The organism is Pseudomonas danubii (assembly GCF_042980055.1).
In the GTDB taxonomy this organism is placed as follows: Bacteria; Pseudomonadota; Gammaproteobacteria; order Pseudomonadales; family Pseudomonadaceae; genus Aquipseudomonas; species Aquipseudomonas danubii.
Window position 1 is genome coordinate 3,838,629 of record NZ_CP116502.1, and the last position, 21,189, is coordinate 3,859,817.

21 protein-coding genes are annotated in these 21,189 nt (G+C 62.9%); 8 read left to right on the forward strand and 13 right to left on the reverse strand.

What is annotated here, in order from left to right:
• Window positions 1-18 precede the first annotated feature (18 nt).
• The 4 genes from PFZ56_RS17805 to PFZ56_RS17820 all read right to left on the reverse strand — a co-directional run bounded on the left by PFZ56_RS17805 (window position 19) and on the right by PFZ56_RS17820 (window position 2,702).
• On the reverse strand, window positions 19-900 hold the full coding sequence (locus tag PFZ56_RS17805; RefSeq protein WP_110595846.1) for an alpha/beta fold hydrolase: 882 nt from the start codon (window positions 898-900) through the stop codon (window positions 19-21).
• 87 nt (window positions 901-987) lie between these two features.
• A complete protein-coding gene (locus tag PFZ56_RS17810; RefSeq protein ID WP_170003760.1) occupies window positions 988-1,509 on the reverse strand; it encodes an alpha-ketoglutarate-dependent dioxygenase AlkB in 522 nt (173 codons plus the stop codon).
• Window positions 1,510-1,564: 55 nt separating this feature from the next.
• Complete coding sequence (locus PFZ56_RS17815) at window positions 1,565-1,882, reverse strand: hypothetical protein (protein WP_102879915.1); 318 nt, start codon at window positions 1,880-1,882, stop codon at window positions 1,565-1,567.
• Window positions 1,883-1,988: 106 nt separating this feature from the next.
• A complete protein-coding gene (locus PFZ56_RS17820) occupies window positions 1,989-2,702 on the reverse strand; it encodes a murein L,D-transpeptidase catalytic domain family protein (protein ID WP_170003765.1) in 714 nt (237 codons plus the stop codon).
• A gap of 151 nt (window positions 2,703-2,853) precedes the next feature.
• Between PFZ56_RS17820 and PFZ56_RS17825 the strand changes: the two genes are divergently transcribed.
• Window positions 2,854-4,428 carry a murein L,D-transpeptidase gene (locus PFZ56_RS17825; RefSeq protein ID WP_170003768.1) on the forward strand — a complete coding sequence of 525 codons (1,575 nt, stop codon included), beginning with the start codon at window positions 2,854-2,856 and terminating at the stop codon, window positions 4,426-4,428.
• A gap of 102 nt (window positions 4,429-4,530) precedes the next feature.
• Here the strand turns inward: PFZ56_RS17825 and PFZ56_RS17830 are convergent, their stop codons facing one another.
• A complete protein-coding gene (locus PFZ56_RS17830) occupies window positions 4,531-6,414 on the reverse strand; it encodes an amidohydrolase (protein ID WP_170003770.1) in 1,884 nt (627 codons plus the stop codon).
• A gap of 113 nt (window positions 6,415-6,527) precedes the next feature.
• On the opposite strand from PFZ56_RS17830, the gene PFZ56_RS17835 reads away from it, so the two are divergent.
• Both PFZ56_RS17835 and PFZ56_RS17840 read left to right on the forward strand, forming a co-directional pair.
• Entirely contained in the window at window positions 6,528-6,899 is a 372-nt protein-coding gene (locus PFZ56_RS17835) for a hypothetical protein (protein ID WP_102879911.1), read from the forward strand.
• A gap of 3 nt (window positions 6,900-6,902) precedes the next feature.
• Entirely contained in the window at window positions 6,903-7,085 is a 183-nt protein-coding gene (locus PFZ56_RS17840) for a DUF1289 domain-containing protein (RefSeq protein ID WP_102879910.1), read from the forward strand.
• Between the two features lie 51 nt (window positions 7,086-7,136).
• On the opposite strand, the gene PFZ56_RS17845 is transcribed toward PFZ56_RS17840, so the two are convergent.
• Entirely contained in the window at window positions 7,137-7,778 is a 642-nt protein-coding gene (locus PFZ56_RS17845; protein ID WP_170003773.1) for a LysE family translocator, read from the reverse strand.
• 246 nt (window positions 7,779-8,024) lie between these two features.
• On the opposite strand from PFZ56_RS17845, the gene PFZ56_RS17850 reads away from it, so the two are divergent.
• Complete coding sequence (locus PFZ56_RS17850; RefSeq protein ID WP_110595841.1) at window positions 8,025-8,699, forward strand: ATPase; 675 nt, start codon at window positions 8,025-8,027, stop codon at window positions 8,697-8,699.
• Between the two features lie 124 nt (window positions 8,700-8,823).
• Here PFZ56_RS17850 and PFZ56_RS17855 read toward each other — a convergent pair whose 3' ends face one another.
• The 3 genes from PFZ56_RS17855 to PFZ56_RS17865 form a co-directional block, all read right to left on the reverse strand.
• Window positions 8,824-9,675: a CAP domain-containing protein gene (locus PFZ56_RS17855; protein ID WP_170003776.1), complete on the reverse strand. Its 852-nt coding sequence runs from the start codon at window positions 9,673-9,675 to the stop codon at window positions 8,824-8,826.
• Between the two features lie 93 nt (window positions 9,676-9,768).
• Window positions 9,769-10,464 carry a hypothetical protein gene (locus PFZ56_RS17860; protein WP_170004945.1) on the reverse strand — a complete coding sequence of 232 codons (696 nt, stop codon included), beginning with the start codon at window positions 10,462-10,464 and terminating at the stop codon, window positions 9,769-9,771.
• A gap of 2 nt (window positions 10,465-10,466) precedes the next feature.
• Entirely contained in the window at window positions 10,467-10,961 is a 495-nt protein-coding gene (locus PFZ56_RS17865) for a PaaI family thioesterase (RefSeq protein WP_110595838.1), read from the reverse strand.
• 868 nt (window positions 10,962-11,829) lie between these two features.
• On the opposite strand from PFZ56_RS17865, the gene mqo reads away from it, so the two are divergent.
• The 3 genes from mqo (at window position 11,830) to PFZ56_RS17880 (ending at window position 15,306) form a co-directional block, all read left to right on the forward strand.
• A complete protein-coding gene (gene mqo, locus PFZ56_RS17870; protein ID WP_102879903.1) occupies window positions 11,830-13,467 on the forward strand; it encodes a malate dehydrogenase (quinone) in 1,638 nt (545 codons plus the stop codon).
• Between the two features lie 265 nt (window positions 13,468-13,732).
• Complete coding sequence (locus PFZ56_RS17875; RefSeq protein WP_170004947.1) at window positions 13,733-14,455, forward strand: GNAT family N-acetyltransferase; 723 nt, start codon at window positions 13,733-13,735, stop codon at window positions 14,453-14,455.
• Window positions 14,456-14,523: 68 nt separating this feature from the next.
• Window positions 14,524-15,306 carry a DeoR/GlpR family DNA-binding transcription regulator gene (locus PFZ56_RS17880; RefSeq protein WP_170004949.1) on the forward strand — a complete coding sequence of 261 codons (783 nt, stop codon included), beginning with the start codon at window positions 14,524-14,526 and terminating at the stop codon, window positions 15,304-15,306.
• Window positions 15,307-15,344: 38 nt separating this feature from the next.
• Here the strand turns inward: PFZ56_RS17880 and PFZ56_RS17885 are convergent, their stop codons facing one another.
• From PFZ56_RS17885 to PFZ56_RS17895, 3 genes are all read right to left on the reverse strand, one after another.
• Entirely contained in the window at window positions 15,345-16,673 is a 1,329-nt protein-coding gene (locus tag PFZ56_RS17885; protein ID WP_170004951.1) for an MFS transporter, read from the reverse strand.
• Window positions 16,674-16,827: 154 nt separating this feature from the next.
• On the reverse strand, window positions 16,828-18,021 hold the full coding sequence (lhgO, locus tag PFZ56_RS17890; RefSeq protein ID WP_110595835.1) for an L-2-hydroxyglutarate oxidase: 1,194 nt from the start codon (window positions 18,019-18,021) through the stop codon (window positions 16,828-16,830).
• 114 nt (window positions 18,022-18,135) lie between these two features.
• On the reverse strand, window positions 18,136-18,846 hold the full coding sequence (locus PFZ56_RS17895; protein WP_170004953.1) for a FadR/GntR family transcriptional regulator: 711 nt from the start codon (window positions 18,844-18,846) through the stop codon (window positions 18,136-18,138).
• A 359-nt stretch (window positions 18,847-19,205) separates the two neighbouring features.
• On the opposite strand from PFZ56_RS17895, the gene PFZ56_RS17900 reads away from it, so the two are divergent.
• Complete coding sequence (locus tag PFZ56_RS17900; protein WP_170004955.1) at window positions 19,206-19,664, forward strand: GNAT family N-acetyltransferase; 459 nt, start codon at window positions 19,206-19,208, stop codon at window positions 19,662-19,664.
• Between the two features lie 551 nt (window positions 19,665-20,215).
• On the opposite strand, the gene PFZ56_RS17905 is transcribed toward PFZ56_RS17900, so the two are convergent.
• Window positions 20,216-21,157, reverse strand: coding sequence for a class I SAM-dependent methyltransferase (locus tag PFZ56_RS17905; RefSeq protein WP_110653770.1), 942 nt, complete (start codon window positions 21,155-21,157; stop codon window positions 20,216-20,218).
• Window positions 21,158-21,189: the final 32 nt, after the last annotated feature.

Consider the following 21,189-nt stretch of genomic DNA (forward strand, 5'->3'; position numbering starts at 1 on the left):
GCGCCTGGCCCGCGGCTTTCAATGGGCTTCGGTTTGCAGGAAGCCCGCGATGGAGCGGGCACTGGTCACTGGGTCGACTTGCATGAAACAGTGCTGGCCGTCGATCACCTGGGTGCTCAGGTGCCGGTTGAGGGCGGCCCAGCGTTTGATCGAGCGGGCGACGTAGGGGTAGCTGTCGCGCCCGTGGATCACCAGGGTCGGGGTCTGCACCCGGCGCAGGGATCGCCACAGGCGCCGCGGGAAGCTGCTGAAAATGTCCACCTCGCGTTCAGGGGAGCATTTGAGCGCTACGCCTTGACCGTCGTCTTTCAGACCGTGCTCGACGTAGGCGTTCAGGGCCTCGTCGCTCCAGCCCTTGAAGATCCCCCGGTTGGCCAGGGCGGCCTTGGCCGAGGCGCGGTCCGGCCAATGCTGGCGGCGAGCAGCGGCCTTGCGAGCCAGGGTATGGCGACGGTTGAGGCCCAGGGCCGAGAGCAGCCTCAGGGAGCTGATCATCGACGGGCTGAAAATCACCGGGTCGAGCATCACTGCCTTGGCAAACAGCTGGGGGCGTTCGGCCACGATCAGACTGGTGAGCACGCCGCCAAAGCTGTGGCCGACGGCGTAGCGGGGCACGTCACCGTAGGCCTTGAGCCCGGCCTCGAAGGCTTCGGCCGCCAGTTCTGCGGTGCGGTTCCAACCCACAAACGGGCCGCCATGATCGCTATCGCCATGGCCCTGGACGTCGCTGAGCCACAGGTCGAAGGATTCGGCCAGCAAGGCCAGCAGCGGACGATAGGCCATGGAGCAGAAGCCGTTGCCGTGGAGGAAGTGCAGCAACGGTTTACCCGAAGGTTCGGAGCGCAGGCCGCGCAGGGTGAAGCCTTCGGGGCAGGGGTAGGACCAGGGGAGCAACTGCATGGGGCCTCTATTCGAGCGGTGATCACAGCCGGGCATTGTCGATGGCGCGGCCCTTGAGTCAAGGGCCGATCCTGACCGAGTCCAGCACTACGCGGTCTTGAGCTGGCGAAACGACAGGCTGATGCGTTCGCCGGCATTCGGGGCCTTGGGGATCGCGTGCAGCCAGTGTTTCTGCAGTTCGTCCGACATGTGCAGCAGCGAGCCGCTGGCCAGGCTGTAGTCGAAGGTGGCGCCGCTTTCCTTGTGGCGAAAGACCATGGCCCGGGCGTGACCCAGGGAGACGATCACCACCCCGGTGCCTTCCACCAGTTGCTCGTTGGCATCGGAATGGAAGCCCATGGAGGACTGGCCGTCCGGATAGAAGTTGAGCAGGCAATTGTTGGGGCGAAAGCCCAGCAGCTGCTCGATCGGCCCGCACAGCTGCTCCAGCGCCTCGGGCATCGGCACTGCCGGGTAGGTGATCTGCGAGTAGTCGTAGGGCGCGCCGAAGCTGGCGGTCTTGCGTGCGCGCATGCGTTCATCCCACTGCACGTCATGCTTGAGGTGGTTGAACAGCCGTTGCGGGTCGGTGATGAAGTCGGGGAGAAAGTCTATCTCGGGTGGATTCATTAGAGCGCTGCCAGTATTGAAAGGAGGGCAACTGCCGGGGGGCAGGGCCCGATCCTTATCGGTCCTTGATGTGTGCCTGGAGTGTGCCGCCTGCCACCGACTGGATGAAGTGCGCGGCCCTTTCGCCTAGACCCGCCTGTGAGGCGCGGATCAGCAAGACCAGGGGCGCCAGGGACAATGGGTCGATGTCCAGCCGTTGCTGGCTGGAGTCGCGCAGTATCAGGGTCAGCTCGGTCCACTGCTCATCGTCGGCGGTTCGGCTGTCGCCATCGGAGTCCACGTTGCAGCCGGCACCCCACAGGTGTTCGGCAACCCGGTAGAACGCTGGGCGTGGTCCGGGATGATGGAGAAGCAGGGTGGGCTCTGAAGGCATGAGGTCCGGCTCGGGCGAGGTGGCGTTCCAGGTCGGCAACGGTATCTCGCCGCCGGCGCTCGGCGCAACCCGCGAACGGGCTGAGCGCAGCGCTCAGCGTTGGGCTTCAGCTGCCATTGGCACTGAGGATGCTCGCCACCTGACGCGGCTGGCAATTGAGGTAGGGCGAGGATTTCAGCCAGCGCTGGTCCGGATACCAGGAAAACATGAACTGGCCATCCTTGAGCTTGTCTATCACCTGGCGCGCCACCTGGGGTCGCACCGCCGGGCAGCCCTGGCTGCGGCCGATGCGGCCCTGGCGCTGGCTCCACAAGGGGTTCACGTAGTCGGCGGCATGGATCACGATGGCCCGGTCCCGGGCCCGGTCGTTGAAGCCGGGCTCCAGGCCGTCCATGCGCAAGGAGTAGCCGTGGGTGCCTTCGTAGCTCTCCTGGGTGCGGAACAGGCCCAGGCTGGATTGATAGCTGCCCAGGCGATTGGAGAACTGGGTGGCGAAGTTTTCCCCGGACTTCTGTCCGTGGGCCACCAGGTCGCGCAGCACCAGTTTTTTGCTGCGCAGGTCGAAGATCCACAGGCGCCGCGCGGTGGACGGTTGCGAGTAGTCGATCACCGCCAGGTGCCGGGCTTGTCGGGCACCACTGTTGACCGCGCATTGCATGGCGTTCAGGGCACTTTTCAAGGCCTGGGGATTGAGTTCCGGTGCGGCGTGAGCGAGGCTGCTGTACAGCGCGGGAGCGGGTTTGCTGGCGGCGAGGGAAGGACTGCAAAAGGCGCCCAGAGCGATAGTCGCCAGGCAGATTCGGCACAAGAAGTTCAACATGTTTAGAGCATCCCCATGATCACTTTGGCTCCTGACGTCCTGTCGTTCCCCCGGCAGTCTGGTCTATATGTTTAGATCCCAGGCCTGATTGTTCCCCATCTGCCGTAACGGTTGGCCAACGCACTGAAGGCCACGGATTGGAGTAAAGCAGTTGTTCAAAAAAACCGCATGTTACTTGAGCCTGTGCCTGCTCGCTGCGCCATTGGTCGCGCTGGCCGAGGACCCTGCGCTGGCGCCGGCCAGTGCGCTGCAACTGACGCTGACCCAGTTGGCGGTGGCTTGCCCGGCACTGAGTCCACGCCTGGATGCTTCCGCGCAACTGCTGTTGCAGGCGTTCTACCGCCAGAACGGCGAACAGCCGGTGTGGTCCGCCGAGCACCGGCTTGCCAGCTTGCAGGCGCAATTGGCCCAGGTGATCGATGACGGCCTGGACCCGGAGCGCTATCGGCTGCCGGTGAGCAGCGCAGCAGGGGATGAGCTGTGCACCGATATCGCGATCAGTCATCAGTACCTGCAAGCCTTGCAGGATCTGCACTACGGTCGCCTGTCACAGAGCCGCTTCGAGCCCTTGTGGCGGGCCCAGCCGCCGGCAGACGATCGCCAGGCGGCGTTGCTGGCGATGGCCGTGCCCGGGCTGGAAAACCTCGCCGGCGCCTTCGATCAGGCCCGTCCGAACCTTGAGCAGTACCGCAACCTGCGCCAGGTCTATGCCCGTGAACGCCAGCAACCATTACCCAGTTGGCAGGCGGTAGCCGGTGGCCCGCTGTTGCGTCCGGACATGCAGGACAAGCGAGTCCCGGAACTGGCCCAGCGCCTGTACCTGGGCGGCTTTCTGCCAAGCCCCGAGGTCAGTGCCGATAATACCTACAGCAGTGACCTGGTGAGCGCGGTGAAAAATTTCCAGCTCAGTCATTCGCTGCAGGCTGATGGCGTGATTGGTGCGGGCACCCTTAAAGAGCTGAACATCAGTCCGGCCCAGCGCCGCGAGCAACTGCGCATCAACCTTGAGCGGCTGCGCTGGCTGGCCCAGGATTTCGAACCCAATATCGTGTTGGTGAACATTGCGGCCGCGCAACTGACCTTCTATCAGGACGATGCGGTGGTGTGGCAGACCCGCACCCAGGTCGGCCGTGCCGAGCGTCAGACCCCGCTGTTGAAGTCCCAGGTCACGCGCTTGACCCTGAACCCTACCTGGACGGTGCCGCCGACCATTCTCAAGGAAGACAAACTGCCGGAAATCCGCCGTGACCAGGGCTTCCTCAATCGTCAGAACCTGCAGGTGCTGGATGCCAATGGCCAGCCCTTGGCGCCCGAGGATGTCGATTGGGAGCGTCCGGGCAATATTCTTCTGCGCCAGGGCGCGGGCCCGCGCAACCCCTTGGGGCGCATCGCCATCCGTTTTCCCAATCCGTTCTCCGTGTACCTGCACGACACCCCGAGCCAGGCGCTGTTCAGCAAGGGGCCCCGCGCCTTCAGTTCCGGCTGCGTGCGGGTCGAACAGGCGCTGCAACTGCGTGACTGGTTGCTGAGCCCGGCGGAGCGACTGCGCACCAACGAACTTCTGGCCACCGGCCTGACCCACGAATTCCGCCTGGCCAGGCCGGTGCCGATCCTGCTCAGCTACTGGACGGTGCAGGCCGACAGCCATGGGCAACTGCTGTATGCGCCGGACATCTATGGGCACGACGAAGTCCTGTCCAGCGCCTTGGGCAGCAAGCTTCTGTAGCCGCGAGCTTGCTCGTGATGAACCGGTGAGCGCCGCATTCAATCGGCAAGCGCGGGTTCGCGAGCAAGCGTGTGCCTGTAAGAGGGCCGTGTCGCCGCGGTTTCAGGGCTGCGCGGGTGCGAGCTGGTCGTAGATCACATCCAGTGCCGGTCCAAGGTCGCCATCTCCCTGGGTGACGGCCTTGATTCCCTGGGGCAGCGGCAGCGATGGATCGCCATGCATGCCCAGCGGCGCTGGCAACGGTGTCACCTTGGCCGGCCGCTCATAGATCACCCGGCCTTCCTTGATTGTCTTGAGCACCTTGATCTCGCTCAGGTTTTCGGGCGCTTCGGTCAGCGGGTTGGCCGACAGCACGGCGAAGTCCGCCAGTTTGCCGGGGGTGATGGAGCCTTTGCGGTCCTCCTCGAAGTGCTGGTACGCCGACCACAGGGTCATGGCCTTGAGCGCTTGCAGAGGCGTTACTCGCTGCTCCGGTCCCAGTACATAGCCGCTGCGGGTGGTGCGATTGACTGTGGTCGCCAGCACCCGCATGGAGTCTGGCAGGGCCACCGGGGCATCGTGGTGGGTGGTGAACTTCAGGCCGGCCTTGAGCACCCATTGAGTGGGCGAGATGTTTTCTGCGCGCTCCGGCCCCAGCACCGATTGGCGGTGCCAGTCGCCCCAGTAATAGGTGTGCATGGGGAACAGTGACGGGAAGATCTTCAGTTGCTTGAGTTCGGCCACCTGATCCTGGCGCAGGGTCTGGCCGTGGATCAGCACCGGGCGCACATCGACGCCGGGGTAGGCTTTTTCCGCGGCGCGCATCGAGCTCAGCAACTGGTCGATGGCCCGGTCGCCGTTGGCATGGGAGAGGATCTGCCAGCGATTGGCCAGGGCTTGCTTGTAAATGGTCAGGGCGTCGTCGTCCTTGACCACGCCGTAGCCGGCATAGCTGGCGTCCTGACCTTGAGGCGGCTTGAAGTAGGGTTGGCTGAGCCAGGCGGTCTTGCCCTGGGGCGAGCCGTCCAGGGTCAGCTTGACCCCGCCGATGCGAAAGTGCCGGTCATAGCTCACCGGTTGGTTGGTCGGGTGATACCAGGGCGCGACCAACAGTTCCTTGGTGCCCGGGGTGAGGATATCGGGGTAGGAAACGATGTCCGCCAGCAGCTTGCCGTCGCCAGCGGCCTTGATTGCGGTCTTGACCTGGTCCGGCGAGGAGCGGCCGTCCTGCAGGGTGGTGTAGCCATAGCTGATGTACAGCTGTTGCCCGGCGCTGAGCATGTCCACCGCCTGGTCGGCAGTGAGCTTGGGGAAGATCTTGATCAGGGCATTGAAGAAGGCGTTTTCTTCCAGCACGCCGTTGGGTTCCTGGCTGCCCTCGACCCGGCGGATCACCCCGCCTTCCGGGTCGGGGGTCGAGGCGTCGATCTTCGCCAGTTCCAGGGCCTTGCTGTTGAGCACCCCCAGGTGCGAAGACTGGTGGACGATGGCAATGGGCACGTCCCTGGACACGGCGTCCAGGTCGTCCTTGGTCGGGTGCCGCTGTTCCTGGAGTTGGGAGTCGTCATAGCCAAAACCGAACAGCACGCCGAACTGCTTGGGGATCGGTGACTGCTGCTCGAAGTTGCGCAGGGTTTCCTGAAGCTTGGGGAGGGTGTCGTTGGTGCCGTCCGGCGGTGGCAGCAGGTTGGCGCTGGCGGCCTGGAAGCCCACCATCGATACATGGCCGTGGGGGTCGATGAAACCCGGCAGCAGGGTGGTGCCCTTGAGGTCGATCATCTGCGTGGTCGGACCTTGATTCTGCAGTACCTGTTTGCGCTCGCCCACGGCGAGGATCTTGCCGTCCTTCACCGCCACGGCCTGGGCGTTGGGGTGTTTGTCGTCGAGGGTGATGATCGGGCCGTTGAACCAGATGGCGTCGGCCACCGGGGCGCCCGTGGCGGCCATGGCGCTGCCGCAGGCGAGCTGGATGGCGGCCAGGAGCAGGGTGAGAGAGGGTCGTGACATGACCTGTCTTCCTTGAAGGTATGAAGGAGGGCACAAGCCTAGACGCAAAGATGCGTCCCGAGGGAGAAGCTTGAGGTATCGTGTGCGGCCTTTTTTGCCTCTCGAGGGTCGTCATGCCATTGAACAAACGCCAGCAGGCCGCCATGGAGCGTCTACTGGCCGTCACCCTGACCGAGGCTTGCGAAAGCGCCAAGGCGCAGATCGAGGGTTTTGCCTGGCTGACCCACGAGGCGGATTACGCGGCCTTTCCCGCCAGCCTGGTGGTGGTCTGGGTCTTCGACACCCAGGCGCACAAGGAGCGCGCTCTGGCCGCGGGCCAGGGCCCACTGATGATCGAGTTGACGGCCCGAGCGTTGAACGAGGCCCAAGTGTGCCTGGACTCATTGGCCGCCCATGTGTTCTTCGACAGCGAAGAACAGTGCCGCAGGGTCAACGCCGGTGATTGGGCGCAACGCCTCAAGCGCCTGCGTCCGGGGCGGGGTTGAGCCATGGCCAAGGAAATCGACAACCCCTGCATCGCCCTGTGCCAGCTCAGCGGCGACCTGTGCGTGAGTTGCGGACGGACCAAGGAGGACATCCGCAAATGGAAGCGCATGAAGCGCCCGGAAAAGATGGCCGCGGTGCAGCGGGCCAGTGCGCGGCTCAAGGCCTTGCAGAAAAAGAAGGGTTGAAGGCCGCTTCACCCCCCGCAAGGCAGATCAGGTGCCCGGTCAGGTGCCTGATCAGACCGTTTGCCGACGCATCGCCAGGATGGTGGTGCCGAAGAAGATAAAGGTCGAACCCACCACGCGATTGACCCACTTGGACAGCGCCGGGCGGGTCAGCACGCCCTTGGCCCGGGAGGCCAGCAGGGCGTAGACGCTGAGGGAGACCAGCGACAGCGCCATGAAGATCAGGGTCAGGATGAAGAACTGCGGCAGCAGCGCGGCGTGCTGGTCGATGAACTGGGGGAACAGCGCGGTGAAGAAAATCGTCGCCTTGGGGTTGGTGGCGGCGGTCAGGAAGGCCGACTTGAACAGCTTCAGGCGTGGCGGCGGGGCGAGCTTGTTGTGCTCGGCGCTGCTGGCGCTCAGTAGCTGGCTTTTACTGAACAGCTGCTTGGCACCGAGGTAGAACAGATAGCCGGCGCCGACGATTTTCACCGCGTTGAAGACCCACTCGGAACTGGCGATCAGCGCACCCAGGCCGAGCATGGCCGCGGCAGACATGCAGAACAACCCGCTGATATTGCCCAGGGATGACCAGAGGGTGGACTTGGCGCCGTAGGCCACGCTGTTGTGCAACGCCACCAGGGTAGCGGGGCCGGGGCTGGCAATGGCGATGGCCGCCACCAGGGTGTAGGTCAATATCGAGTGAGCATCCATGGTTCGGACTCGTGTTGCAGAAAAAGGGGGGTCGATTCTATAGCGGCGGTGGCCAGCTGTATGCCAGAAAATGAGGGTCTTGCAGGTCGTGGCGGGTGATCGAGGTTGCACCTTCGCAGGCGTATCGGTGCCTATTGTCAACCATTGCTGCAATCGATAGTTATCATCAAAAAGTGCAGGTTCCGTTTTTCCAGCAAAGGAGGAAGATGGCGCTTACACCGTGCTGGCTGCAGAAGGAAACACCCGATGAGAATCTCGACTCTATTGACCCTTGTGGTTGTCTTGATCGCGGGAACCGGTGCTTCTGCGACAGCCTTCGCCGCCGATGACATGTCCTGCCACTTCTTGCCCATGGCCGACAGCAGCGCCGATCTGCGGCACGCCCAGTCGGTAGGGTTGCTGTACAGCGAAAACACCCTCAATACCCTGGAGTACCTGGAGCACTACCACTCGGTGGCGCTGAACGGGGCGAAAAATGCCGGGCTCGACCCGCGCATCAGTGCCGCCTTTGTCGACAGCTCCGACCCGCAACGGGCGATCAACTGGTTGACGGCGTCGTTGCAGAAACACTTTGGTACCGTGACCCTGTATGACAGCCTCGATGCCGTGGTCCAGGCCCGGCCTGACGTGGTGGTCATGCTCGATACCTACAACCAGTTGGTGACCAAGGCCAACCGCAAGGTGGAGGCGCGGTTCATCGCCAAGTTCTATGACGCCAACCTGCAATACATCGGCAAGGCCGAAGGCATTCAGGCCAAGGAGCTGCCTTCGGTCTGGGTCCGGGGCAAGGCGGCACCGGAAATTGCCGCGCAGATCAACCAGCAGACCGAGCTGCAGGTCAATGCGCTGAAGCAGTTCGACGCATCCCTCAAGGCGCTGGTGAGCCAGGGTGATGCTGGGCAGGTGGCGACCAACCAGTAAGGTCGTTATTGGCTGAAAAAAAACGCCCCGGTTGATCGGGGCGTTTGCGTTCATGGCCGGGCTCGAACCCTGACGGGGACTGGCCGGCCACTGTGGTCGGCAGGCCCTGTCTGGAGCCGGCGCCTCAAGGCGCGCCGAACATTGCAGTCCAGTAGATGCCCGCATCGCTTTTCGGGTCCACTGCATAAGCTGCACCCAGCTCGCGGTAGGCCGGGTTCATCAGGTTGGCGCAGTGCCCGGGGCTGGCCAGCCAGCCGTCCAGCACCTTGCGCGCGCTGTCCTGGCCGGCGGCGATGTTCTCGCCCACTTGTTGCCCGGCATAACCGGCCAGTTCGGCACGATCACCCGGGGTGCGGCCGTCATGGTCCTTGTGATCGAAATAGTTCTGGTTGGCCATGGCCCGGCTGTGTGCTTCGGCGGTGCTGCCCAGGGTGGCGTTCCAGGCCAGCGGTGCGCTGGCGGCAAAGCTCTGGCCGCCGCATTGCCGGGGCTGGCTGCGGGCGCTGTTGATCTGTGCCAGCAATTGCTGGCCCTCGGCTTGCCAATCCCCGAGGCGGGCGGCCAGCAACGGCCGGGCGAGGACGATGCGCCACTGGTTGGCCTGGCGATTGACGCCGATATCGACGAACTGCGGGTCCAGCACCACCTGGCAGAAGCTCTCGCGCACGGCCTGCATCGCCGCCTGGGCGTCCCGGGGGCCGGAGAGGCTGATGGCCTGCACATTGACCATGGGATAGGCCGCCCGTGCCAGGGCCTGTTGCAGGTCACCGACGTTGTCCACGGGCAGGATCAGGCGCGGATCGCTGGCCAGCGGTGGCAGCTCCGAGGAGGCCTGGTTGGCGCAACGTTGCGGCTGGCTGCGGTAGGCGTTGATCGATTCGATCAACTGCGACTGATCATCGGCCATGGCGCTGGCCGAACCCAGCAGGCACAGCGCCAGAGCGGCGGCGGGCAAGAGCAATGGACGCAGGGGCATGAAGGTCTCCCGAAAAATGACAGCGCTCATGATGCACCCGGCGCCCGGGCTTTTCATCCGTGGGAAGATGAAATCGCTATTCACCGACCGGTCTCAATAGAAGTCGAAGTACAGCGCCCATTCGCCCGTGTCGCGATGCTTCCAGAACATCAACTTGCCGCCGTCCACCACGTTGAGTCCGATCTTGGCGTCGGAGGCAATCTGCATCACGAATTCGAAACCGTCTCCGACATCGATCCCTGATTGGCAGTAGGACGGATAGCCCCCCAGCTTGTGTTCATAGCAGTGGCTGATCAGGTCGTAGTAACACTCGATCCGGCCGCTGCGTTCCAGGTCGAGAATGGCCTGCTCCACCTCATCGGGGATGCCGCCACCGTCCCACAGCGGAAAGTCCTCGGCCACGGCTTCGGCTTTGATCGGCATGGGTTTGAGGAAGGCTCCGGGAGCCACCAGCTCCTTGCGCACCAGCACCTCGTCGTCGCGGTATTCGCGGATCAGCCAGCGTTCACCCATGGGCTCCAGGGGTTCGGGAAAGGGATTGGCGACAAACACGCTCAGCACCCGCACGCCTTTCAGCAGCGGGCTGTGAAAGGGCAGGCTAGGGAGATAGAGCTGGGCAAAGGGCAGCAGGGTTTCACCGGCGCGGTTGCGCGGCAACTCTTCGTCTTCGCGAAACAGAAAGACTCGGCCCAGCCAGCTTTCCTCATCGCTGTGAGTCGGACGAAAGCCGCCGGCACTGAACTTCACGGCTGGCTTGGCCAAGTGCAGCTGTATTTCCTGAATGTCCATACTCAGGCACCACGTCCATGAGCGGCGGCGGCCAGCTGTCCGGTATCGACCCGAACAAATACCGAATCGCCAATGGCGGTCAGTACATCACCGGCATACACCTCACAGATCACCCGGCTCTTGCGCCCCACGTCGCCCTCGACCTTGGCCCGCAGGGTCAGGGGTACGCCCATGGGCGTGGGCTTGATGAACTTGATGCCCAGGTTGCCGGTGACGCAGTCGATGCGCGGCAGGCTGCCCGGTTCCCGTTGTTCGTTACGGTAGTGGTAGGCCATGGCGGTCCAGTTGGAGTGGCAGTCCACCAGCATGGCGATCAGGCCGCCGTAGACCAGGTCCGGCCAGCCGCAGTACTGGGATTGCGGCAGGTGCTCGGCGATCACATGCACGCCGTCTTCATGCCAGTGGCTCTTGATCTGCAGGCCGTGGTGGTTGCTGCTGCCGCAGCCGAAACAGACGCCCTCGGGGGCGGTGGTGTCTTGCAGGGAAGTCTCGTGCATGGTTGTTCTTCTTGTCCTTGACGATGGTCTGGCAGGTCTTGCAGCTGGTCATGATGCCTGTGCCATTGCTGACCGCCAAGGCTCAGTGCAGTGCCGAGGCGTAGTGACCGGCCAGCGTCTTTGTGACGCATTGATTGTGGCGAGTGTCGTAGGCTCTGTACGAAAACTACCTGCGCTTCGATCATGCTGCGTTAAAAACAGGCTCGGAATGCTCATGTAGGCCCCTACACTCCGCTTCCTCGCCTGTTTTTGCCTTGCCTGATCTTTGCTCGGCAGCTTTCGTACAGACCCTGGTGCGTCGCGGTTTTTTCGAGGGCCAGGGCAGCCGCTCCGGCCAAGACAGGCTGATGCCGTAATGATATTCTTGCGCTGAATCGGTTCATCGTTTGTGCAGAAATACCTCCCCTATGCTTTGCTTCAAGTGGCCTGTTCGGGTCCTTGCAAGCGCGTGGGAGTGTCTGGGCAAACTCGCCGAATGCAATGTCAGGCAGTGTTCGTCTACCTCCTTTGGTTGACCCCGACCCTTCTTTGTCCTGCTGGCCCCGTGTAGACGGGTGTCAGTGTTGTGCGTCGAATCGAGTCCGGTGTCGGTGAAAGGAGTGGGGCGTTATTGCCCGTTGGTCTACGTCCCGTGACGTGTCCTGAGAAACAAGTGTCACTCAAGTAGCTGAAGCCAAAAACGACAAGAAGTCAGCGCCGGAGCGATATAAAACTGAGGTCGAGCCAGTCTCGTCGGCCTTGTGTGCCCACCCTCCAGTTCTTTTGAATGCGTTCATCCAGGACCTGCGAAATGCCTGTTTCGCAATGCACTGAGTTCGCAGGATCGAGGATGGGGCGGCGGATGGCGTTCTATCGTAGGTACTACAGAATGTTGAAGAAAGTGAACACGGCCCTGATCGGGCTGGCGATGTCGATAGGCCTCACGTCCGCGCACGCGGCTGAGCCGAAGAAAGTGGATGTGCTGCTGATCGGTGGCGGCATCATGAGTTCGACCCTCGGGGTCTGGCTCAATGAGCTGCAGCCCGATTGGTCCATGGAGATGGTCGAGCGCCTGGATGGCGTGGCTGAAGAAAGCTCCAACGGCTGGAACAACGCCGGTACCGGTCACTCCGCCCTGGCTGAGCTGAACTACACCCCGGAAGGCAAGGACGGCAAGATCGAGATCGCCAAGGCCATCGAGATCAACGAAGCGTTCCAGATTTCCCGCCAGTTCTGGTCGTGGCAGGTCAAGAACGGTGTGCTGAAGAACCCGCGTTCGTTCATCAACTCCACGCCGCACATGAGCTTTGTCTGGGGCGATGACAACATCAAGTTCCTCAAGGCACGCTACGAGGCCCTGCAGGCCAGCCCGCTGTTCAGCGGCATGCAGTACTCCGAAGACGCCGAGCAGATCAAGAAGTGGGTACCACTGATGATGGAAGGTCGTGATCCGGCGCAGAAGATCGCTGCGACCTGGAGCCCGATCGGCACCGACGTCAACTTCGGCGAGATCACTCGCCAGTTCGTCGCGCACCTGCAAGCCCAGCCGAACTTTGCCCTCAAGCTGTCCAGCGAAGTGCAGGACATCGAGCGCAATGAAGACGGTTCGTGGCGCGTGACCTACAAGAACCTCAAAGACGGTTCGAAAACCGAAACCGACGCCAAGTTCGTGTTCATCGGCGCCGGCGGCGGTGCCCTGCACCTGCTGCAGAAGTCGGGCATTCCCGAGGCCAACGAATACGCCGGCTTCCCGGTGGGTGGCTCGTTCCTGGTGACCGAGAACGCCAGCGTTGCCGAGCAGCATCTGGCCAAGGCCTACGGCAAGGCTTCGGTGGGCGCTCCGCCGATGTCGGTTCCGCACCTGGACACTCGCGTGCTGGACGGCAAGCGGGTCATCCTGTTTGGCCCATTCGCTACCTTCTCCACCAAGTTCCTCAAGGAAGGTTCGTACTTCGACCTGCTGACCAGCACCACCACCCACAACTTCTGGCCGATGACCAAAGTCGGTATCGAACAGTACCCGTTGGTGGAATACCTGGCCGGCCAACTGATGCTGTCGGATGACGATCGCTTCAACGCCCTGAAGGAATACTTCCCCAACGCCAAGCAAGAAGACTGGCGCCTGTGGCAGGCCGGTCAGCGCGTGCAGATCATCAAGCGTGACGAAGAGAAGGGCGGCGTGCTGAAACTGGGCACCGAGATCGTCGCTTCCCAGGACGGCAGCATCGCCGGCCTGCTGGGCGCCTCCCCAGGTGCCTCGACCGCCGCGCCGATCATGCTCAGCGTGCTGCAGAAGGTGTTCAAGGACAAAGTGGCGACCCCGGCCTGGCAGGAAAAACTGCACCAGATCGTACCGAGCTACGGCACTGCCCTGAACGACAGCCCTGAGCGTGTGGCCAAAGAATGGGCCTACACCGCCGAAGTGCTGCAACTGACCCCGCCACCAGCGGTCAAGGGCGCTGCACCTCAGGCTCCGGCCAGCATGGCCAAGCCAGAGAGCAACCCAGCGGCCGACATGGCGCTGTAAGCCTCGGCCCCGTCCGCGTTCGTCGGATGGGGCACAGCGGCTGCCACCGTGCAGCCGTATCTTGCATGGGTTGCGGCGATATCCCTGATGTCGTCGCAACCGGCCGGCCTTGCCGGTGCCTCTGAAGCAGCATCTCCGTATCTTTCTCAACGAGGCTTGAGCCCGACTCGAGCATCTTGTTGGCTGCCTGTGCCTTGCCGTGACGCGGTATGATTGCCACGCCCGCCGTTGCGGGCACGCCTCAACCCTCGGAGTCACTGCCTCGATGTCCAGCATCACCCTGTTCCAAGCCCCGCCGCCCGAAGCCATCCAGAGCCAGATCCAGCAAATGGTCGTGGACTACATCACCGACATCAGCGCGGTGGCCATTGCCCCGAGCAACCCGCTGTACAACCTGTACCAGTACGGCGTCGGCTACGAAGTGCACCTGTACCTGCAGGCCATGGACGGTTCCCGGGGGATCGCGGTAGAGCTGGTGGTGGCCACCGATACTCAGGACCCTGAGCAGGTGCTGGGCTTCACCCTGTACCTGCCGCTCAAGGACGATCCCCAGGCCTGTGCCGTGGCCTATATGGCGGTGCGGCAAAACCATCGGCGCCAGGGCATTGCCCGGCAGATGCTGGAGGCGCTGCGTGCTCGCTATCCCCATGCCGAGCTGGCCTGTCAGGTGGCCAAAGTGGAGTGTTTCGAGGCCCTGGGCTTTCAGCTGCTGGGCGCCCGCGGTCCGCAAGTGCTGATGAATACCCGAGACCATGGCAGCGATGGCTTGCTGGCGGTATTGGACGTGGCGCCGATCTACCAATCGGTGGAAGTGCGGCAGATTCACACCTACCTGCTGGCCCAGCACGGGCGCAAGGCCATGCTGGAAGCGGAGAAGAAGCGCGACCGGCATCTGGACCAGATGACCCGGCAGGCCCAGGCCCTGGTGCGCGAGCGCCTGGGTGAGGCGGCGCTGTACAACGTACGGCCCCCACAATTGATCTCCTGAGCGCGGCTGCTTGTTTTCGCGAGAGGGCTTGGCTAATCTCGCGAAAACACGCAAAAACGGGCAAGAACATGCAAAACCTGCACCCGGCAGCCGAGCTGCCCTCCCTGCGTCGACAAAAGATCCTTCTGCTGCTGGAGCGCGACGGCAAGGTCATGGCCGCTGAGCTGAGCCGGCACTTCGCGGTTTCAGAAGACACCATCCGCCGCGACCTCGCCGAGCTGGATGCCAATGGCCTGGTGCAGCGGGTGCATGGCGGTGCGCTGCCGCGACCCAAGGACAGCGGCAAGGACTACTTCACTCGGGTCGGCGAAACCAACGAGGCGAAACTGCGTCTGGCGCAGTTTGCCGTGCAATGGGTGCGGGACGGCCAGACGGTGCTGTTCGATTCCGGTTCCACCACCTTGCATATCGCCCAGTCCCTGCCGGCCGATATCCGCCTGACCGCAGTCACCGCTTCGCCAATGATTGCCGTGGCCCTGGCCGAATACCCCGGGGTCAAGGTGATTCTCGTGGGCGGCCAGCTCAATCCGGCAACCCTGTCCGCCAGCGGCCATGAAGCACTGCGGATGATCCAGGGGATCAAGGCCGACCTGATGTTCACCGGGGTCTGTGCGATTCACCCGGAGATCGGCATCAGCTCCCTGCATTTCGATGAAGTGCCGATCAAGCAGGCGATGTTCGACAGCGCCGCCGAAGTCATCGCCGTGACCACCGCCGACAAACTCGGCGCCATGGAGCCCTTTGTGGTCGCACCCTGCAACCGTCTGCAGCGGCTGGTGACCGAGCAGGAAGTGCCAGAGGTGGATATCGAAGGTTATCGCCAGCTGGGGATCAAGGTGCTGCTGGCCTGAGCCGCCCCAGTGCGACCTGTGGGCGGCTCAACGGTTTTTCAGTTCTTGAACGCCGAGTGCTTGCGCCCCTGGTCGAAGAGGGCAAACACCATCACCAGCACGGCGGACACCGCGAGGATGATCACCACGCCGTCGGTGGAGTGAGTGGCCGAGGCGGTCACCAGGGATAGGGCGCCCAGTGGCGCCAGGCCGCCGGCAATCGCGGTGCCGATCTCGCGCCCGGTGCCGAAGCCCGAGGAGCGGGTCGCGGTGGGGAACTGGCGGCTGAGGAACGAACCCTGAGGCGCGAACATCATCGGTGCCAGGATGCCGGTGCCGACGCCGATGGCGATGTAGATCATCAGGCTCTCGCCGGTATTGAGCAGGGCCAGGAACGGGTAGGCGAACAGCAGCGAGAACACCCCGCCCAGAATCAGCACGGTCTTGCTGCTCCACTTGTCGCAGAGCCAGCCGAAGAAGGGCACGGCGACGATGGCGATCAGGCTGGCGATGGTCACCGACAGTGAAGTGACGTGCACATCGACATTCTTGTACTGGGTCAGGTAGGCCAGGGAAAAGGTCTTGAAGATGTAGCTCAGGGCGTTGTAGCCAATGGCGACGAAGAACACCACCGCCAGGCCCTTGAGGTCGTTCTTGAACAGTGCCTTGAGGGGCGAGGGCTTGGCCTTCTGGCTTTCCTTGCTCAGCTCCTTGAACTCCGGGGTTTCCGGAATGCTGTTGCGCACCCACAGGCCGACCGCCACCAGGACGATGCTGCACACGAACGGAATGCGCCAGCCGCCGGCCAGCAGGAACTCATTGCCGTTGATGGTCAACAGGTAAATGGTCAGCGACGACAGCAGCAGGCCCAGGTTCAGCCCCAGCGCCGGCCAGGCACCTTGGCTGCCGCGTTTGCCTTCGCTGGCGTGTTCATAGGAGGTGACCGCAGCGCCGGACAGTTCGGCGCCGGCCCCCAGGCCCTGGATGATGCGGATCGCCACCAGCAGGATCGGTGCCCAGATGCCGATGGAGGCGTAGCTGGGGATCAGGCCGATCAGTGCGGTGCACACGCCCATCAGGCAGAAGGTCAGCACCAGCACCTGCTTGCGGCCGAACTTGTCCCCCAGGTAGCCGAACAGGATGCCGCCGAAGGGACGGGCGATAAAGCCGATGGCAAAGGTGGAGAAGGCCATCAGCGTGGCGCTTTTCGGGTTGCTGTTATCGAAGAAGATCTTCGAGAAGACGATGGCCGCCATGGTGGCGTAGAGGTAGAAGTCGTACCACTCCAGCATCGAGCCGAAGATGGTGGCCGCCGCGACCTTGCGCAGGCGTTTCTTGGTTTGTTGTGGGGTTTCCGCTGCAGTAATGCCGGTTTCAACTGCGGTCATTGTGTACATCCTCTTGGATCATTGTATTTATTGTCGAGTTGACGCGGGTCTTGCTCGGTGTGCCCCAAAGGGACTGCCGAGGGGTATTTCGGCGGCACGGGGCCCCGCAGACAGCGCTGCAGCGCTGTGCAACAAGGCGTGCCGCGTCTGTGTTTCAGTCGGCCTGGAAAATCTTGTCAGCGATCATCGAACCAATGGGAATCGCCGAAGTGGCGGCGGGCGAGGGCGCGTTGCATACGTGCAACATGCGTGGGGTCTGGGCGAACAGGAAGTCGTGCACCAGGCTGCCGTCACGCATTACCGCCTGGGCGCGAATCCCCGCCTCGTAGGGCAGCAGGTCGGAGACTTCCAGGGACGGGCAGTACTTGCGGCACTGCTCCAGGTAGCCGGACTTGAACAGCGAGTTCTTCATCTCCGTGGTGCCGGAACCCAGGTTCTGCCAGATGGTTTTCCAGAACCCGGGGAAGCTGGCGTACTGCGCCACGTCGCGCCAGTTGATGGAGAACTTCTTGTAGTTCTCCCGGCCCAGGCCCAGCACCGCATTGGGGCCGACGGTGACGCTGCCGTCGATCATGCGGGTCAGGTGCACGCCGAGGAATGGCAGCTCCGGATCGGGGATCGGGTAGATCAGGTGATTGACGATGTTGTTCTTCGAGGCCGGCAGGCGGAAGTACTCGCCGCGGAAGGGGATGATCTGGTGGTCGATCCTGACCCCGGCCAGGGTCGCCAGGCGATCCGATTGCAGGCCGGCACAGACCACCAGTTTCTTCGCCTGCCAGCTGCCGCCATGGCTGTTGACCGTGACGCTGTCGGCGTTTTCCTGGATCGCGGTCACGGTCTGGCTGAGGCAGATTTCTCCGCCGTCGCGGCGGATCACCCGGGCCATGGTTTCGCAGACTTCGCGGTAGTCGACGATGCCGGTGGCGTCGAGGAACAGCCCGCCGAGGCCGACGATGTTCGGCTCACGCTCACGCAGTTGCTCGGCGTCCAGGCGCTCCACCTTCAGGCCGTTCTGTTGTGAGCGCTGGTACAGGGCTTCCATGCGCTGCACTTCCAGGGCGTTGGACGCTACCAGCACCTTGCCGCAGACCTCGAACTTGATCCCGTGCTCGCTGCAGAACTGCTTGGTGGCCTCGGCGCCGCGCTTGCACAGGTCGGCCTTGAGGCTGCCCGGCGCGTAGTAGATACCGGCGTGGATCACCCCGCTGTTATGGCCGGTCTGGTGCCGGGCCAGGACATTTTCCTTTTCCAGGATCACCAGCGAGGCGCCCGGCTGGCGCTTGAGGATCTCCATGGCCGTGGCCAGTCCGACGATGCCGCCGCCGATGATGCAAAAGTCATAAATCATGGTTCTGGGTACCTTGGATCAAACGGTTTCAAGTCTGGTTATCAGGTTGTCAGACTAAGTATTCCGATAAAAAACCGCAGGCTAGCGCTTGCGGCTTGAAGCGTGTTGCAGTTGTTAGTCGAGGGTTGGCAGCTCCAGGCCCAGGCGCTTGGCCGCGGCACGCAAGTGAGCATCGGCACAAGCGGCGGCGGCCTGGCGATCACCGGCGGCAATGGCCTGGTACAGCGCCTGGTGTTCCTGGGTGGCATCGGCGGAGCCGCCGACCATGCGCCGCGCCGAGTTTTCCCAGGCGGCCTTGCGGGCGCTGGTTAGCTGGCTGCGCAGAAAATCATGGAAGGCCACGAAATAGTCGTTCTTGCTGGCCTCGGCGATGGCCCGGTGAAACTCCACGTCAGCCAACCCCGCGGCTTCGAAATCGCTGCGCTTGTCGTGCATTTCCTGCAGGGCTTGCTGCATGCGCTGCAGATCGGCGGCATCGCGGCGTTGGGCGGCAATCGACGCAGCCTGGGTTTCGATCCACAGGCGCATCTCGAACATCTGCGCCAGATCCGGCAGGCGTCCATCGGCCTGGGGGAAGCGGAACACCGTGCCGGTAGGGGTCTTGGAAATGTACGACCCCAGGCCGCGCCGGGCGATCAGCACGCCATCGGCCTTGAGCTGGGCAATGGCTTCGCGCACCACCGAGCGGCTGACATTCAGCTGCTCGGCCAGTTGCTGCTCAGTGGGCAGGCGCGACTCGGGAGCCAGGCGGCCGGAGTCGATCTCGGTACGGATCGCATTGACCACACGCACAACGAGAGAGTCGGGACGCTGGAGTTCAAGCATGGAGAAACCTTGGTAGTCAGGTTGTCAGACAATAGCCGCTGGGAATTTTTGCTGTCAAGAAAAACCCACAGCTCAGCGCTATCGCCGGCAGTTGGGACTAAGGCTCCGAGTCCTCAGGCACTCCTTGCAATCGCTCACAGAAGCTTCGGGTCGTCCACGTTCTGTTCGCGTAGAAAGCGGGTGGGATTCACTGTGGGGCCCATTAGCAGTCCGAGGTGCGAGGTTCGCGAGCGGTGGCAAAAGTGGTCTGCTCTTTGCGATTGAAATGGACTGATAAAACCCTCCATTCAAACCATAAGCTGGCGCTCCTCACCATCCAGGGGTTGACGTCTGGAGTGGGTTTTCAACAGGAGAGTGCAATGAGTGATCAACAACACGCAGTGACGATACGGCCGATTCAGCCTGGCGATTATCAGCAGTGGTTGCAGTTGTGGCTGGCGTATCAGGACTTCTATCAGGTGACGCTGGATGAGCAGGTCAGTGTGGTTGCCTTCGAGCGTTTCTGTGATCCGCAAGAGCCGGTGTTTTCAGCGGTGGCGGTGCAGGGTGATGAGCTGATCGGTTTCGTCAACTCGGTGTTGCACCGTTCGACCTGGGCGGTAACCGACTTCTGTTATCTGGAGGATCTGTATGTCGCCCCCACGGTGCGGGGCAGCGGTGCGGGGAAACGGTTGATCGAGTGGGTGCAGGCCTTTGCCCGGGAACAGCGGTGTGGGCGCTTGTATTGGCATACGCAGGAGAGCAACAAGCGTGCGCAGAGGTTGTATGACTGGGTGGCGCAGAAGCCGGGGGTTATTGAGTATCGGATGGGGTTGTGAGGCGGGGCGGGGGCTTTGGGGGTTTTTTTGGGGGCATATCCGTTGCTGCGGTCACGGCCACTTATGGTTTCGCTCTTACAGCGAGTTACTTTGAAAAGCCCAAAGTAACCAAAGGCTCCTGCCCCTCCACTCGGTGCCTCGCCTAGGCTCGGCATGCCCGAACGAAGGCATTGATCCGTGGGCCGCCGCCACCGGCCATCCATGGCCGGGTGGCGGCTAACCCGGCATCCCTGCCGGGTTACCCACGGCTCAATGCCTGCGTTCGGCCATCGTGGTTAACGGGGCGTTCAGATCAAGATCAAAAGCAAGATCAAAATCTGACGGCGGCCTGCCGGCCGGCCTGTTTCATTGCCGTTCGCGTTAATGTAGCCGCTGCCGCAGGCTGCGACCGGCTCCGCAGGAGACGCTAAACCTGCCTCCCCGATATTCCTGACATATCGCGTCGCCTGGTTTCGCAGCCTTCGGCAGCGGCTACAAAGAGCCGGCCTGCGCACCTTGGCTTTGGCTTTTGATCTTGATCTTCCGGCCCCTTCCCAGCAGCGATAGCCCCTCTATTCCCCCTGACGAAACACCAGCGCCTTGAGTCCACACTGCGGATCGGCATCGGGAAACTCCGGCGGGTTCTCCAGCCGCTGTTCAAAACGCAACCCCGGCGCTGCCTCGGCCATGCCCTCCAGCAGAAACTCCACGGTAAATGCCGGGTCGTTCATGCAGGCCAGCACGCAGCCGTTGGCTGTCAGCAACTCCGGCAAGCGCCGCAGGACCCGGGCATAGTCCTTGCCCAGGACAAAGCTGCCTTTCTGGAACGATGGCGGATCAATGATCACCAGGTCGTAAGGGCCACCTTGCTTGACCTTGCTCCAGGACTTGAACAGGTCATGGCCGAGAAAGCTCACCCGGCTGGTGTCGTGGCCATTGAGCCGGTGGTTGTCGCGGCCACGGCTCAGGGCCGCTCGGGACATGTCGAGGTTGACCACTCGCTCGGCACCGCCAGCGATCGCTGCTACCGAGAAGCCGCAGGTGTAGGCGAACAGGTTGAGCACGTTCTGGCCCCGGGCATGGGCCCGCACCCAGTTGCGCCCGTAGCGCATGTCGAGGAACAGCCCGTTGTTCTGCTTGCTGCCCAGGTCCACTTGGTAGCGCAGGCCTTCCTCGGTGATGGTGCAGGAATCCACCGGCTGGCCCAGCAGCCATTCGCCATGGCTGTCGGGCAGGTAGCGGTGTTGCAGCATCAGGCTGCGGGCGCCGCTGGCGGCCCATTGCGCGGAGTTGCCCAGCTCCACCAGCAGCAGCTTGAGGGCCGCGAGTTGTTCAGGCTCCGGCGCCTTGAACAGGGACACCAGCAGTACCCCTTGCAGCCAGTCCACGGTCAGTTGCTCCAGCCCCGGCCAGCAGCGGCCGCGGCCATGGAACAGGCGCCGGGTTTCGGTGGGCGCGGTGGCCAGGGCGGTTAGCAAGTGCTGGTTGAGGGTGGCGAGGGCTTGAGGGGTCATCACGGTAACCGGCGATTTTCGGGGGCGGCATT